At 50.7% G+C, this 15,910-nt stretch carries 14 protein-coding genes, 2 tRNA genes and 1 pseudogene; all 17 read left to right on the top strand.

The features are described from left to right. Positions 1-104: 104 nt before the first annotated feature. Positions 105-293, top strand: a pseudogene (locus B5F07_RS21505) (ABC transporter ATP-binding protein); the annotation flags it as partial. Next, the gene (locus B5F07_RS21500; RefSeq protein WP_087163236.1) at positions 287-3,052 is read left to right on the top strand and encodes an FtsX-like permease family protein; all 2,766 of its coding nucleotides are present in this window, start codon (positions 287-289) and stop codon (positions 3,050-3,052) included. The pseudogene B5F07_RS21505 and the gene B5F07_RS21500, both read left to right, overlap by 7 nt. Positions 3,053-3,449: 397 nt before the next feature. Then, positions 3,450-4,034: an RNA polymerase sigma factor gene (locus B5F07_RS21495; protein ID WP_087163235.1), complete on the top strand. Its 585-nt coding sequence runs from the start codon at positions 3,450-3,452 to the stop codon at positions 4,032-4,034. Then, positions 4,027-5,235: a hypothetical protein gene (locus B5F07_RS21490; protein WP_087163234.1), complete on the top strand. Its 1,209-nt coding sequence runs from the start codon at positions 4,027-4,029 to the stop codon at positions 5,233-5,235. The genes B5F07_RS21495 and B5F07_RS21490 overlap by 8 nt, the downstream gene beginning before the upstream one ends. 153 nt (positions 5,236-5,388) lie before the next feature. After that, the gene (locus B5F07_RS21485) at positions 5,389-6,126 is read left to right on the top strand and encodes a class I SAM-dependent methyltransferase (RefSeq protein WP_242972623.1); all 738 of its coding nucleotides are present in this window, start codon (positions 5,389-5,391) and stop codon (positions 6,124-6,126) included. 222 nt (positions 6,127-6,348) lie between these two features. Then, positions 6,349-6,852, top strand: coding sequence for a CarD family transcriptional regulator (locus B5F07_RS21480; RefSeq protein ID WP_087163233.1), 504 nt, complete (start codon positions 6,349-6,351; stop codon positions 6,850-6,852). A 106-nt stretch (positions 6,853-6,958) separates the two neighbouring features. Continuing rightward, a complete protein-coding gene (locus B5F07_RS21475; protein WP_087163232.1) occupies positions 6,959-8,299 on the top strand; it encodes a hemolysin family protein in 1,341 nt (446 codons plus the stop codon). A gap of 23 nt (positions 8,300-8,322) precedes the next feature. Next, positions 8,323-9,036: an IMP cyclohydrolase gene (locus tag B5F07_RS21470; RefSeq protein ID WP_087163231.1), complete on the top strand. Its 714-nt coding sequence runs from the start codon at positions 8,323-8,325 to the stop codon at positions 9,034-9,036. 15 nt (positions 9,037-9,051) lie between these two features. Then, positions 9,052-10,230, top strand: a complete 1,179-nt coding sequence (locus B5F07_RS21465; protein WP_087163230.1) for a phosphoribosylaminoimidazolecarboxamide formyltransferase — start codon at positions 9,052-9,054, stop codon at positions 10,228-10,230. Positions 10,231-10,264: 34 nt separating this feature from the next. Then, entirely contained in the window at positions 10,265-10,693 is a 429-nt protein-coding gene (gene tsaE / locus B5F07_RS21460) for a tRNA (adenosine(37)-N6)-threonylcarbamoyltransferase complex ATPase subunit type 1 TsaE (protein ID WP_087163229.1), read from the top strand. Positions 10,694-10,854: 161 nt separating this feature from the next. After that, entirely contained in the window at positions 10,855-12,039 is a 1,185-nt protein-coding gene (gene tsaB / locus B5F07_RS21455) for a tRNA (adenosine(37)-N6)-threonylcarbamoyltransferase complex dimerization subunit type 1 TsaB (RefSeq protein WP_087163228.1), read from the top strand. Between the two features lie 101 nt (positions 12,040-12,140). Next, complete coding sequence (locus B5F07_RS21450) at positions 12,141-12,374, top strand: hypothetical protein (protein ID WP_087163227.1); 234 nt, start codon at positions 12,141-12,143, stop codon at positions 12,372-12,374. Between the two features lie 14 nt (positions 12,375-12,388). Continuing rightward, positions 12,389-13,297: a ribonuclease Z gene (locus B5F07_RS21445; protein WP_087163226.1), complete on the top strand. Its 909-nt coding sequence runs from the start codon at positions 12,389-12,391 to the stop codon at positions 13,295-13,297. Between the two features lie 8 nt (positions 13,298-13,305). Then, positions 13,306-14,334, top strand: a complete 1,029-nt coding sequence (gene tsaD / locus B5F07_RS21440) for a tRNA (adenosine(37)-N6)-threonylcarbamoyltransferase complex transferase subunit TsaD (RefSeq protein ID WP_087163225.1) — start codon at positions 13,306-13,308, stop codon at positions 14,332-14,334. A 106-nt stretch (positions 14,335-14,440) separates the two neighbouring features. Next, the gene (ispD, locus tag B5F07_RS21435) at positions 14,441-15,133 is read left to right on the top strand and encodes a 2-C-methyl-D-erythritol 4-phosphate cytidylyltransferase (protein ID WP_087163237.1); all 693 of its coding nucleotides are present in this window, start codon (positions 14,441-14,443) and stop codon (positions 15,131-15,133) included. A gap of 171 nt (positions 15,134-15,304) precedes the next feature. Continuing rightward, positions 15,305-15,390 (top strand) — tRNA-Ser (locus B5F07_RS21430). 180 nt (positions 15,391-15,570) lie between these two features. After that, positions 15,571-15,660: transfer RNA gene (locus B5F07_RS21425), tRNA-Ser, on the top strand. Positions 15,661-15,910 lie beyond the last annotated feature (250 nt).

The raw sequence follows: 15,910 nt of genomic DNA, 5'->3' as shown, positions 1-15,910 counted from the left end.
GGTATTTTTGATTTCAATTATGCATTTTCGTTTTCGATTACTCATTTCAGGAATAAAACCCCGGAAGCAAGCCTTCCGGGGTTTGTTATACTAATGATACATAACCCACAGGCAATCTGGATTCCGCCACCACGGTGGAGGTGATCGGACTGCTCAAAGCCAGCAGCAGGAAATACAACCAGACCATTCTCATGGTCACCCACAACGAGGCTATCGCCCAGACCTGCGACCGGATTATCCATATCGAAGACGGGCGGATCGTATCCGGGAAAGGCGGTGGTGCTGTATGCTGAAACTCGCGTGGAAATATATGCGGTATTACAAAAGCCAGACCTTTGCTATTTTTGCCAGTATTGTGTTGACGGCGGCGCTTCTGGCAGGCACCGGCTCCCTGATGTACAGCAGCCGCCGGAGTGATATCGAAAACAGCAAGACGGTGTATGGAGACTGGCACTATCGGGCGGAAGTGGATGCAAAGACTTACCGGATGGTGGGAAACGGAAAAGCAGATGACGGCGAGTCGGACCGCGGAGCATCGGGCAGCGGCGAGTCAGACCGCGGATATGTGCTGGAACAGTGCGGAAAAAAGGAGGTCCGGGACGCTGTGGACGAGCCGTATCTGATCTGGTTTGTCCACGCAGATGAATCTTATCTGCAGATGGTCCACCGGGACCTTCTGGAAGGAACATACCCTCAGGCGGAAAATGAGATCGCGGCGGATCTCTACGCTTTAAGCAATCTGGGAGGCACCGGGACTGTAGGCGAGAGTATTACGGTGGATGGAAAATCCTACACAGTGACCGGAATCCTTGTCGGTGAATGGGCGGCAAATGCCAATGAGATGGAGTTGTTCGTGGGGGATTCCTTTACAGGCCGGGGAAGCCAGACATTTCTTTATCTGCGCTTTGCAGAAGATAAGCCTCTCTACCGACAGATGGACGCTTTTCAGAGAAAATACCGGATCTCTTCGGAAATGACGGAAACCAATGCGGAAGTAACGCAGTATCTGGGCGGCGAACCGCCGGAGAGTATTGTGGATATCGTAAAATTCGGACTCACGGAGGAGCAGGGGAACTTTACCTACATTATCCTGAAACTGGAATCCGAATATCATCTGTCCTACTACGGCATGACCCTTCTGCTCTGCCTGTTCAGCCTTTTCGTGGTATACAGTGTGTTCAACATCTCCGCCTCGAAAAGGACGGCGGAGTACGGGATGATGCAGACTCTCGGGATCAGTGAAAAGAGGATCGGTTTTACCCTTGTCCTGGAACTCTGGATGCTCTTTGCCGCAGGATATCCTCTGGGCTGTCTGCTCGGAAACGGCGTCCTGGGATTTTTCTACCGCAGCCTGGAGGGAGTGTTTGCAAATACAGCCTCTGCCGGAAACACCGGTATTGCCGGAAACTCCGGTATTTCTGCGGGCAGCGCGGGGACTTCCATATCCGACGGCGTATCAGCAGCCGGCGGCAGGCTCTCGGCAGTGGATCAGACGCTGGCGCAGGGCGGCGAACCGGCAAAATTTTACATTGCATGGGATGTAATGGCCATTGGTCTGGTCATCCTCTTTGTGTCCCTTGCCCTGATCGGTTTTCTGACTGTATATTCCCTGAGAAAACGCTCCCTCAAAGATGTGATAAGCGGGGATACTTCATTTATAAAACGCAGGAAGATTTACGCGAAAAGCCATGCAGATATGGCAGGCGTCCTTGTGCGGAAGTTCATGTTCTCGAATAAGAGAAAGGTACTGGGGATTCTCCTGTCCCTCTCTGTCGGAGGATGCATTTTCCTCTGCACCACCTATATGGTGGAGAATCTGAAAGTCCACGCGGAGCTGTCGCTGAAGTCGGACGACGGGCTTGGCTCGGAGTACCGGGTGTCTCTGCGGTCCTCATCTCTTGCAGACATGATTCCGGCAAATACGGTCAGCGCGATCCGCGGGATTCCCGGCACGGCTGATGTGTTTGCCACGAAATACACTCTCGGCGAGCTGCTCCTGACAGAAGAGGAATACCTTTTTGATCCCGGCTGGCAGCATTACTTTGACGAGAAAAACGAGGACTCCTATTTCATCCAGAGATACGGCGGCATCTGTGTGCAGAAAGAGGATGGAACATACGGGATCAAGTATGATGTTTACGGCTATGACGACGGGATGGTGGAGGAACTGTCCGATTTTATCCTGGAAGGGGAGATCGATCCGGAACGGATGCGGGCGGAAGATCAGATTATTGCTGTGGCAAATGTGGACGGTCAGGGGAATTATTACTTTTACGGGAAAAAGCCCGGCGATACCATCACTCTCCGGGTCCCGGAAATGGACGGCTACTCGGATGAACTGCTGCGTTTTGAGGACAGCAGCGGCCGGTATGTGACAAAGGAGTTTGAGATCGCAGCCATCGTCAGCCGCCCTCTGGCGCAGGAGGACAGTTTCATGAACGTGGATGCCTGGAGCAACACCCAGAGCGTGATTCTGACAAACGGGCAGATGGAAAATGATTTCGGGATCACGGGATACAGTTTTATCAATGCGTCTCCGGACGGTGAAAACGTGTCCGGTCAGATTCTCCAGGCAATCCGGGATGTGCCCAAAGCCGTACTGGTGGACTATACCTCGGCAATTCAGACTCAGAAAAATTATCTGGATCAGCAGCAGATGTTCTTTTCCTGCATCGCAGGGATCCTTCTGGTCATCAGCCTGTTCCATATCGTGAACAGCATGAACTATTCCATTCTGGCACGGCGGCGGGAATACGGGATTATCCGCGCCATGGGAATTACCGATGCGGGATTCTGCCGCATGATTCTGCAGACCGGTATCCTCTACGGGATTCTGGCAGATGTGTTTATCTTCCTGATCTACAATCTCTTCCTTCGCCGGGTGATGGACTACTATATGACTCATGTGGTGCAGTTCCTGCATCTCTCCTCCGGTGTGCCGGGAGTTGTATTCTTCGGAGTGATGGCGCTCAATGTACTGATTGCCGCGGTAGCGGTGATGGTTCCCGCCCGGAGGATGGTGAGGGAGAATATCATCGAAGAGATCCGATGAGCAGGGAAAATTAAGCTTTTGTTTATAGATAAAGGACGTCCCCGGGTTTTTCTTGCAGATTATTGTAACGGAAAAACTGATTCTTTCTTATATCGACAACGAAATTCCCGGATATGTATCATAAAAGCTGAACTTTAAGCGGGAGCGTTCCGAAAAGCATTTGTTCTGGATGTTAGGAAAAGGCAGATGGAGTGCCAATGCACGAACATCTGCCTTTTCCGTTACATCCATTCAAATCTTTGAGGTAAAGCGGAGCGGTTCTGCGTTATGATACATATCCGGGAATGTACGTCAGTCAATATAATAAAGCTTAATTTTTCACCGAACCTTTTTCCTGTTTGTTACAATGTACAGATGAAGGGGCAAAGCACCCGGGACGTCTCAGGGGAGAAAGAATATGACGAAACTTGAACTGGAACAGTGTATAGAAGAATACGGCACAGACATCTATTCCTTCTGTCTGCATCTGACCGGAAACCGGCAGCAGGCGGACGAGCTTTATCAGGAGACATTTCTGAAAGCCGTGGAAAAGCGATCCGAAATCTTATCTGACGGAAATGTGAAGAGTTATCTTTTGTCTGTTGCGGTCCGTCTGTGGAGAAACTGGCGGCGGAAAGCTGCATGGCGCAGCCGGATCGCCGCAGTGATTTCCAGCGCGGCTCCGGAAGAGGAAAAGGGAATCAGGGGAATCCATCCCGATTCCCGGCAGGAGAAACGGAATGGACAGCCGTCCGAAACAGAAGGGCAGGCGCTTACACCGGAACAGATCGTTCTGGAACAGGAGCTCTGCCGGGCGGTAAGGGATGCCGTGGACCGTCTTCCGGAAAAGCTGCGGACAGTCACGCTTCTCTGCTATATGGAGGAGTGCAGCACGGCAGAGATTTCCGGGATTCTCAACATCCCGCAGGGAACTGTAAAGAGCAGGCTGTTTCAGGCGAGGAAACGTCTGGAAAAAGAATTGGAGAGTGTTTTAAATGAATGATAAATTTGATGATATTTTAAAACGTGCCCTGGCTCCAAGCGAAGAACCGGACTTCCGGTTAAATCGGAAGATCCTTAATCAGGTAAAGGAGACGAACGGGATGGAAAGAATAAGAGACAGACATGAAGCAGAAAACAGAAAGATGCGGAGACGATTCCGATGGACTCCGGGAGTTGTGCTCTCGCTTGTCCTTGCCCTTGCACTGGGGACAACGGGCGTTTATGCAGCTTATCGGTTCCTGACAGCCGGGGAGGCGGCGGAGAAAGCGGGAGATACCCGGCTTGCAGAGGCGTTTGCATCAGAGGGGGCTGTACTGGTGAATGAGACACAGCATTTCCGGAATTATGATGTGACCCTTCTGGGAGTTGTCTCCGGGGACAGTATCTCCGAACTGGTGATGGAGAAAAACGGAGAACTGCTGGACAGCCGGACCTGCGCCGCTGTAGCGGTCAGCCGGACGGACGGGACGCCGTTTCCGGACAGCATGTCGAACGAGGCGTATGACGACATAAGATTTTTCATGTCGCCGCTGATCCGGGGGTGTGATCCTGAAAAATATAATCTGGAGACAATGAACGGAAGTTATGTGCAGTTTGCAGAAGGAGGCATTTTATACCGGATCATTGCATGTGACAGCATTGAGAAATTTGCGGACCGGCAGCTTTATCTCTGCGTAAGTGAGGGCAGTGAGTGGAACGGGGAGGCATATGTCTATAATGCCGAAAATGGCGAGATCAGCCGGCGGGAAGGCTATAATGGCGTAAACGCGCTCTTTTCCCTGCCGATTGATCCTGATCTGGCGGATCTGGAAGCTGCGCAGGCTTATATGGAGTCCATGGAACCGGGAAACGCAGCTGCGACAGAAGAGGAAGCATACAGACAGGGCGTCAGGGAGGCGGACGCATTTATGGAAAAGATTACACCGGAAACAATTGCCCGGTATGCGCGGCGGCTTGAGGACTCCGTGCAGGTCTTCGGCGCAGAGGAGGACGGCGCGCTCTACCGCTACGAAACAGCGGAGGGAGAGGAGATTATGGCATATATGGATCGGACGAAAGAATTTCCGGACGGCAGCCCGGGAATGTCGCCGCGGATCCGGTACATGCATGATGAGAGCGGAACCGATTCTCTGAGGATCATTACATTTACTCTCAATGAAGACGGGACGGTTACCGGAGCTGTCTGGCTGCCGGAGCTGTAAAAGACGTACGAGAAACGGATCCTGTAAAAGATGTATGCGAAAAAGTTGAGTGAAGCGGATATACAGGTGACAGGGGATGGACCGCAGTGTTATAATAACAGACTGTAACACTGCGGTTTTCTATGTACAGAGAGCAGAAAAGGAAATGATCATATGGAAAAACAGGAAAACATTTACGATAATCAGAAATTTTTCGACGAGTATGCACAGATGACCCGCAGCCGTCAGGGACTTGCGGGTGCGGGAGAGTGGTATCAGTTCCGCCGGATGTTCCCGGACCTGGCGGGGAAAACCGTACTGGATCTGGGCTGCGGATACGGCTGGCACTGCAAATATGCGGCGGAGCAGGGATCGGCTTCGGTTCTCGGAATTGATCTCAGCGGGAAGATGATTGCGGAGGCGGAGAAAAAGAATACGGATAAGGTGATCACCTACCGGATATGCGGAGTTGAGGAGTACGGGTACCCGGAGGAGACGTTTGACTGTGTGATCTCCAACCTGGCGCTTCACTATATTGAAGATCTTGAGCCGGTTTACCGGAAGATCTTCCGGACTCTGAAAAAGAATGGCGTATTTCTGCTCAATATTGAACATCCCGTCTTTACGGCAGGGGTGAATGAGGACTGGATCTACGATGAAAATGGAAAGCCGAAATACTGGCCTGTGGACAATTATTATTATCCCGGGGAGCGCGCCACGCTGTTCCTGGGCGAGAAGGTGAAAAAATATCATCACACACTGGAACAGATTCTGATGGGGCTTCTGAATACGGGCTTTCAGCTTGCGGCTGTTGAGGAAGCCATGCCGGATGAGAACATGATGGATCTGCCGGGGATGAAAGACGAGATGCGCCGCCCGATGATGCTCCTCGTGCGGGCGGAAAAAAGGTAAAATGTGTTAGGGTACAAGGAATATGCACAATAGATAAAGTGTGTCTCCTTGTGAATAATGCTGAAAATGCGCGAAAATTATTGCTTTTTCTTACTTTTGTTCTGAAAATATGATAAAATAAATCAAAGTGGGGCCGGAAAAAGACCGTTACAGCGTTGTACCGGTCTTTCTTTGGCTATACTTACAGGTAAAGAAGAACGAACATAAGAAAGGAGGGGCATAATGCTCAGCAGAGGAGATGCGGTTGTGTATAAGTGCAAAGGGATGTATAAGGTGGAGGATATCGGAACCCTCGATTTTTCGTTTGCCGACAGGAATAAGAAGTATTATACCCTGCAGTCAATCGAGGATTCCAGGGACAGGGCCTATGTTCCAACGGACGATGAATCGAATATCCGCAGACCGGTAAGCCGGGAGGAGGCGCTGGAACTGATTGACCGGATGCCGGACATCGAAGTGCTGAGAGTGAAAAATGAAAAGTTCCGCGAACAGGAGTACAAGGAATGTATTTCTGATTTCTGTCCGGAAAACTGGGTGAAGGTGCTCAAGACTCTTTACAAGAGAACAAAGAGCAGAGGAAGTATTACAAGTATGGACCGGAAGTACCAGATGCTGCTGGAACATGCTCTTTACAGCGAGTTTTCTTTTGCACTCGGCGTGCCGGTAAACCAGGTGACCCGGGTTATCGCGGAACATACGGATAAGGCCGGGGCAGGAAAGAAATAGGGCGCGGAAACCGGAACAGGATGGAATACGAACTTGCGAAAATACCATGCACATGATATACTTCTCCTGAAACTTATATAACAAAAAGTTAGGAGGAGTATTTTTTATGGACGCAGACCCTGCGGGAAACTCGATATTGTTTGATTTGTTGCTACTGGTGTTTTTTACGCTGATGAATGCCTATTTCGCCGGCGCGGAGATGGCGGTTGTCTCGGTGAACAAGAACCGGATACGAAGCCTTGCCGAAGAGGGAAATAAGAAGGCAAAGGTGATTGAGAAACTGTTCGATGATTCGACCAAGTTCCTCTCCACCATCCAGATTGCCATTACATTTGCAGGCTTTTATTCTTCAGCGTCGGCTGCTGCGAGCATTTCACCTGTTCTGGGACAGTGGATGCAGGGATTGGGTATCCCGTACAGCCAGCAGATCTCACACAATGGAGTAACACTTGTGCTGATGTTTTTCAACCTTGTTTTCGGCGAGCTTGTTCCGAAGAGGATCGCCCTTCAGAAGGCGGAGGCATTCTGTATGCTGACCGTGATGCCGGTACACTACATTTCCGTGATTCTGTCACCGGTGATCAAACTGCTTTCCGTATCAACGAAACTTGTGCTGAAGCTTCTCAGAATGAAGACGGAAGATGAAGAGGAAGCTGTTACGGAAGAAGAGATCAAAGCTCTGCTCAAGATGGGAAATGAGACAGGCACATTTGAAGATGACGAGCGTGAGATGATTGATTCCGTGTTCGCCTTTAACGACAGGACGGCGCGGGAGATCATGGTGCCAAGACGCGAGGTGGTCACCATCGATGTCGGGGAGCCTTTTGAAGAGCTGCTTGATGAGATCCTTGAGACAAGACACAGCAGGATCCCGGTGTATGAAGAAAATATTGACAATATTATCGGTGTCCTTCATGTGAAAGATGTGATGATAGAACTGCGCAGGTCGGAACCGGGGCAGATTGATATACGGAGCATGCTTCACGAGCCGTTTTTCGTCCCGGAGACAAAAGAGGCGGACGAGCTGTTTAAGACCATGCAGGAGACCAGACATCACATGGCAATACTGGTAGACGAGTACGGCGGATTTTCCGGAATCGTTACCATCGAGGATCTTGTGGAAGAGATCATGGGAGATATCAATGAGGAGTATGAAGAAGTCGTCCCGGATATCCAGGCAGTAAGTGAGGACGAATATATTCTGGACGGAGGACTTCTGATTGAAGATCTCAATGAAGAACTTGGACTTAAGCTTGAGACAGAGAACTACGACACGCTGTCGGGGTATCTGATCGAACAGCTTGGGCATATCCCGGGCAAAGACGACCGGGATGTTATAGAAGTGGACAACCTTGTCTTCCATGTGGAGGAAGTGAAGGACAACCGTATCACAAGGGTGCGGCTTAACATCCTTCCGGTGCCCGAGTCGGAAGAGGAGGAAGAGTAGGAAATGAAAGGAGAGCCAGTGCGATGAAAATGTTGTCGATTGAACAGGAGTTAAAGGAGAATTCCTATCCGGGAAGGGGAATCATCCTCGGGAGGACCCCGGACGGAAAGAAGGCGGCTGCGGCGTATTTTATCATGGGGCGCAGCGAGAACAGCCGGAACCGTGTCTTTGTGGAGGACGGGGAAGGTATCCGGACACAGGCATTTGACCCGTCGAAGCTGACGGATCCGAGCCTGATTATTTACGCACCGGTTCGTGTCCTTGGAAATAAAACGATTGTGACAAACGGAGACCAGACCGATACGATCTATGAGGGAATGGACCGGCAGCTTACTTTTGAACAGTCGCTGCGCACAAGAGAGTTTGAGCCGGACGGACCGAATTACACGCCGCGTATCTCCGGTATCATGCACATTGAAAACGGAACATACAACTATGCCATGTCCATCTTAAAGAGCCGGGACGGAAGTCCGGAAGGATGCTGCCGCTATACATTTGCCTATGAAAATCCGGCAGCAGGAGAAGGACACTTTATCCACACTTATATGCATGACGGCGACCCGCTGCCGAGCTTCGAGGGCGAGCCGAAGAGAATCAGCATTCCGGACGATATGGATGCATTTGCGGAACTTCTGTGGAACAGCCTCAATGAGGACAACAAGGTTTCTCTTTTTGTCCGCTATATCGATATTGAGACAGGAAAATATGAGACAAAGATCATAAATAAGAATCACTAAGGAGCGGATGAGAAGATGAAAGAACTGGAACTGAAATACGGATGCAACCCCAATCAGAAACCGTCAAGGATCTACATGAGCGACGGAAGTGACCTGCCGATCCAGGTGCTGTGCGGACGCCCGGGCTATATCAATTTCCTGGATGCGTTCAACGGATGGCAGCTGGTATCCGAGCTGAAGAAAGCCACCGGTCTTCCGGCTGCGACATCCTTCAAGCATGTGTCGCCGGCAGGAGCGGCGGTAGGTCTGCCGCTGACAGAGACACTGGCGAAAATTTACTGGGTGGATGACCTGGGAGAGCTCTCTCCTCTGGCATGTGCCTATGCAAGGGCGAGAGGTGCGGACAGAATGTCTTCCTTCGGAGACTTCATCGCACTGTCCGACGTGTGTGATGTGGATACGGCACGTCTGATCAAGCGCGAGGTTTCCGACGGTGTGATTGCCCCCGGATATGAGCCGGAGGCCCTGGAACTGTTAAAACAGAAGAAAAAAGGAAATTACAACATCATTCAGATCGATCCGGATTATGTGCCGGCTGCCCTGGAGCACAAAGAAGTGTTCGGCATTACTTTTGAGCAGGGAAGAAACGAACTGAACATCGATAAAGATTTCTTCTCCAATGTAGTGACCGAGAACAAAGAGATTCCCGATGAGGCGAAGAGGGATCTGGCGATCTCCATGATTACGCTGAAATATACACAGTCCAATTCCGTCTGCTATGTGAAGGACGGGCAGGCGATCGGAATCGGAGCGGGACAGCAGTCACGGATTCACTGTACCCGTCTTGCAGGACAGAAAGCGGATAACTGGTGGCTCCGCCAGAGCCCGAAGGTGCTTGGCCTGAAGTTCAGGGAAGGTATCGGGCGCGCGGACAGGGACAATGCCATCGACCTTTATATCGGCGAAGAATATATGGATATTCTGGCGGACGGCGTGTGGGAGAATACATTTGCTGAGAAACCGGAAATATTTACAAGAGAGGAAAAGAGGGCGTGGCTGGATAAGCTGACCGATGTATCCCTCGGTTCAGATGCGTTCTTTCCCTTTGGGGACAACATCGAGCGGGCTCACAAGAGCGGCGTGAAGTATGTGGCGCAGCCGGGCGGTTCTGTGCGCGATGACAATGTGATCGCTGTGTGCGACAAGTATAATATGGCGATGGCGTTTACAGGAATCCGTCTGTTCCATCACTAAATATTTTGAGCAGAGACAGGAGAGGAAAATCCGTATGGTGATAGAGACAAGAAGTCCGGAGGAGACTTTCCGGCTGGGCGTACAGCTGGGCGAGAAAGCGTATCCGGGACAGGTGTTTACCCTGACAGGGGACCTGGGCGTGGGGAAAACCGTATTTACCCAGGGGCTTGCAAGGGGGCTTGGAATCGAGGAACCGGTGAACAGCCCTACATTCACGATTGTCCAGGTGTATGAGGGAGGAAGACTGCCTTTTTATCATTTCGACGTTTACCGCATCGGAGACGTGGAGGAGATGGATGAGGTGGGATTTGAAGACTACATTTACGGTGAGGGAGTTTCTCTTATCGAATGGGCGAATCTGATCGGGGAGATCCTTCCGGAAAAACGTACGGAGATCCTTATTGAAAAAGATCTGGAACAGGGATTTGACTACAGGAAGATTACCGTCGAGGAACGGTCCTGACGCTGTGCTTCCTGCTGTCGGAAAACTGGATTGATGCAACAGTGCTGCTGCGGAAGGTGTGGGATGAAGTGTGCTTTTCGCAGCAGCGCTTTTCTGCGCCGGGCGCAGATCGTGAAACATGAAGCTGAAAAATATCAGAAAAACTGGAAAGGAAACAGACTATGAGAGTACTGGCAATTGACAGTTCCGGGCTGACCGCGACAGTGGCTGTGGTGGAAGATACCCAGACAATTGCGGAATACACGGTGAATTATAAAAAAACACATTCGCAGACTCTTCTGCCGATGATTGATGAGATGGCCCGGATGATTGAACTGGATCTGAACACACTGGACGCCATTGCCGTCTCCGGCGGGCCGGGATCTTTTACGGGACTGCGGATCGGTTCGGCAACGGCAAAAGGCCTGGGACTGGCGCTGGACAAGCCGCTGATCCATGTGCCGACGGTGGATGCACTTGCCTACAGCGTATACGGGTGCGGGGATATCATCTGCCCGATTATGGATGCAAGAAGAAAACAGGTTTATACAGGTATTTATACATTTTCCGCAAAAGCAGGAGAGACAGAGGGCACAAATCTGGTTGAGCCGGTGTTTCAGGTGCTGAAAATGCAGATGGCTGTTTCCGTGGAGGATCTGATCCGTCGCCTGAATAATTATAACCGTCCGGTTGTGTTCCTGGGAGACGGAGTCCCCGTATATTCGGAAATGCTCTCGGAAGGGCTTAAGGTTCCTTATTCGTTTGCTCCTTCCTATATGAACCGCCAGAGAGCAGCCGTGGTCGGCGCGCTTGGAATCCGTTATTTCAAAGCCGGAAAATTTGAGACCGCTGCAGAGCATAAGCCGGATTATCTCAGGGTCTCCCAGGCGGAGAGAGAACGCGCGGAGCGGGAGAAAAATGCAAAGACTACGGTGCGCCGTATGACCATGGAGGATGCTGCGGCAGTGGCGGAGATGGAACACCAGCTTTTTGCGGATGCCTGGAGCGAGAAGGCTGTTCTGGATACGCTCGGGCTTTCCAATACCATCTGCCTGACAGCAGAAAAAGCCGGCAGGATCACGGGATATCTGCTTGCCTATACGGCAGCGGATGAAGCTGAAATCGCAAGAATTGCCGTGGCGAAAGAGTTTCAGAGGCAGGGGGCGGCCCGTACCATGCTGGAGGAACTGTTTGATCTGTGTGCGCAGCAGGAGGTCGGAAAAGTTCTCCTTGATGTGCGGGAGAGCAACGCTGCGGCGCGGTCGCTGTATGAGCATGCAGGTTTTAAGGAGGACGGAGTGCGGCAGAAGTTCTATGAGAATCCGGTAGAAGACGCGATTCTCATGAGCCGTCCGACTGGAAAATGATACACAGACACGGCAGCAGTTCCCAGTAGGAATCCGTGATTTGTGCCGTTATAATATAGGCGTGACAAAGAGGAAAACGGTACGACACAGGAGGAGATTGTATGCGCCAGTATCAGCTGAAAGAAACAAAAGAAATTAAAAAAATTATCTGCAATAAATGTGGTAAAGAGATCCCGGCAGTGGACGGAGAGCCCAGGGAAGGGGTGTTCAGCGTGGATTATCAGTGGGGATATTTTTCGGAAAAAGACGGAGAACGCCACAGCTTTGATCTGTGCGAAGCATGTTATGACGAGCTGCTGAAATCTTTTTGCATACCTGCAGAAATTAAAGAATAAGACAGAGGGATAGTATGTTAGACGTATGTTTGCTCGGGTGCGGCGGGATGATGCCGCTCCCCTACCGTTATCTGACAGCCCTGATGACCCGGTTCAACGGGAGCAGTCTGCTTGTAGACTGTGGAGAGGGGACGCAGATTGCCATAAAAGAAAAAGGATGGAGTTTTAAGCCGATCGATGTGATCTGTTTTACGCATTTCCACGGCGACCATATCAGCGGACTTCCGGGCCTGCTTCTGACCATGGGAAATGCTGACCGCACGGAGCCTCTTACTCTGATCGGTCCGAAAGGACTCGAGCGGGTGGTCAATTCCCTGCGCGTGATCGCCCCGGAGCTTCCGTTTCCCATTCTGTTTCGTGAGATCGAGGGGCCGGAGCAGACATTTGAGCTGAAAGGATACCGGCTGAAGGCTTTCCGGGTAAATCACAATGTGGTCTGCTACGGGTATACCATGGAGATAGACCGGGCAGGAAAATTTGACGTGGAGCGGGCGAGAGAACGGGAGATCCCGCAGAAATTCTGGAGCAGGCTCCAGTCCGGGGAGACTGTGGAGGACGGCGGCCGGGTATTTACCCCGGATATGGTGCTCGGTCCCCCGAGAAAGGGAATCAAGCTGACCTATACGACGGATACCAGACCCACAGATTCCATTCGCAGAAATGCCCTGGATTCCGATCTGTTTATCTGCGAGGGAATGTATGGCGAGAAGGATAAGGCGTCCAAAGCCTCAGAGTATAAGCACATGACATTTTATGAGGCAGCCGGACTGGCGAGGGATGCACATGTCAGGGAGATGTGGCTTACACATTACAGCCCGTCCCTGACCCGTCCGGAACCGTATATGGATGAAGTGAAAAAGATTTTCCCCCATTCGAAACCGGGAAAAGACGGTCTTTCAACAGAACTGATGTTTGAGGAGTGAGGCGTAAGATGAAGGAAATCAGAGATATCAATATTTTGGCAATCGAGAGTTCCTGCGACGAGACTGCGGCGGCTGTCGTACATAACGGCCGGGAAGTGCTTTCCAACATTATCTCGTCACAGATTGATCTGCATAAACTGTATGGGGGAGTTGTGCCCGAAATCGCCTCCCGCAAGCATATTGAGAAGATCAACCAGGTGATTGAAGAGGCGCTCAAAGAGGCAGATGTGACGCTGGATGACATTGATGCAGTCGGTGTGACTTACGGTCCCGGTCTTGTGGGAGCACTGCTTGTCGGAGTGGCGGAGGCGAAAGCGATCGCATATGCGAGAAAACTGCCTCTGGTGGGAGTACACCATATCGAAGGGCATATCTCGGCAAATTATATCGAGCATCCGGACCTGGAACCGCCGTTTCTCTGCCTTGTGGCGTCCGGCGGACATACCCATCTTGTCTGTGTGCGCGACTATGGAAAGTACGAGATTCTGGGGAGAACAAGAGACGATGCTGCAGGAGAAGCCTATGATAAAGTGGCCCGCGCAATCGGTCTTGGCTATCCCGGAGGTCCGAAGATCGACCGGATTGCGAAAGAAGGAAATGCGGAGGCTGTGAAATTCCCGAAGGCCCATATTGAGGGGGCGGAGTATGATTTCAGCTTCAGCGGCCTGAAATCGGCAGTGCTCAATTATATTAACGGCTGCAGGATGAAAGGGGAGAGTTTCGACCCGGCAGATATTGCGGCTTCTTTCCAGAAGGCGGTTGTGGAAGTACTGGTGGAGAATTCTATGAAAGCGGCGGAAGACATGGGGATGTATAAATTCGCCATAGCAGGAGGCGTGGCGTCCAATACAGCACTGCGGGCAGCGATGAAAAAGGCGTGTGAGGAGAGGCAGATCCGGTTTTACCACCCGTCTCCCATTTACTGTACGGACAATGCGGCTATGATCGGAGCAGCAGCATATTATGAGTTCCTTGCAGGCACCCGCCACGGATGGAATCTCAACGCCGTACCGAATCTGAAACTGGGGGAACGGTAGGTAAAAAGAGCAGTAGTAAAAGAAGAGCAATAGTAAAAGAAGAGCAGTGGTTAAAGGAGAACCGCAGTTCAAAAAGATGGAGAAACAAGCGGGCGGAGGACAAGTGATGGAGAAAGTATACTGTACGGCGATCGTGCTTGCGGCGGGGAGCGGCAGGAGAATGGGGACAGACGTCCACAAACAGTTTCTGCCGCTGTGCGGAAAACCTGTCCTGTATTATTCACTGGCAGCTTTTGAAAAATCTGATCTGATCGACGAGATGATTCTTGTAACCGGGGCAGGTGAAGAGTCGTTCTGCCGGAAAGAAATTGTAGAAAAATACGGCTTTGAAAAAGTGAAGAAGATCGTTCCCGGAGGAGCAGAACGCTATCACTCTGTCTGGAACGGCCTGCAGGAAACAAAGGATGGAATTGTATACATCCATGACGGCGCACGCCCGTTTGTCGATGAAGAGATGATCCGGAGAGCCTATGAATGTGTGGAAAAGAGCCGGGCATGTGTGGCAGGCATGCCCGTAAAAGATACGATTAAGATCGTGGACAATGAGGGAACGGTAAAGGCGACACCGGACAGGAATACCCTCTGGCTGGTACAGACTCCCCAGGTCTTTGAAACCGCACTTGTGAAAAAGGCATACGCAGACCTGATGGGGCGGGAAACAATTAATGTGACGGATGATGCCATGGTCGTTGAACAGATGACAGGCTGCCCGGTAAAAATGTTTCGGGGAAGCTATGAGAATATAAAGATAACGACGCCGGAAGATCTTGTGACAGCGGAAGCTTTTTTACAAAGATGAAAAGCCGGGTGCAGGGCATTGGAATGTTCAGAAATTTCAGACTTAAAAAGATTTTAAAGAAAATGGTTGACAGGAATTCCGAAAATGTGGTAGAATAGCCTACGGTCGTCAGGAAGAGACAGCTTTTTTGTCGGGAATGACACCGTATTGTTATCGGAATGATAATGGCATGGAGAGGTATCGAAGTGGTCATAACGAGGCGGTCTTGAAAACCGTTTGTCCGAAAGGGCGCGTGGGTTCGAATCCCACCCTCTCCGCTGAAGGCTGACCGGTGAACGAACCAGGTCAGTCTTTATATCTCTATCAGACGGAGCAGCACAGGCTTTTTCATAGAGAAAAGAAAGCACAAAAGTACGGGAAATCAGAAAAATGAATAAATCTGAAAAAAGTACTGGACAAGCGATGCGGTTTCGTGTATATTAGATAGCGGACATTTTGGAGAAGTACCCAAGCTGGCCGAAGGGGCTCCCCTGGAAAGGGAGTAGGTCGTTAGTAGCGGCGCGAGGGTTCAAATCCCTCCTTCTCCGTTTGTTTCACGGTTTTTTGTAATGAGAAAACAGACTGTGAAACATTCATGTCAAAGAACTGTTTTGAAAAAACTTTAAAAAAGTTCTTGACAATGATTTGTGACTTTGATATAATATCAAAGCTGTCGCAAAAAGCGACAAGAACCTTGATAACTGAACAATAGACAACAACCCTTGAAAATTTCTTTGAAGAGAAAATTTCTAAGAACGGTTTGAACAAACCAATAACAGTAAAGGGATAGAATTGCTA

It is taken from the genome of Lachnoclostridium sp. An169 (assembly GCF_002160525.1).
Classification (GTDB): domain Bacteria; phylum Bacillota; class Clostridia; order Lachnospirales; family Lachnospiraceae; genus Mediterraneibacter; species Mediterraneibacter cottocaccae.
Note: the sequence above shows the minus strand (reverse complement) of the source record. Positions and strands in the feature narration are given on the sequence as shown.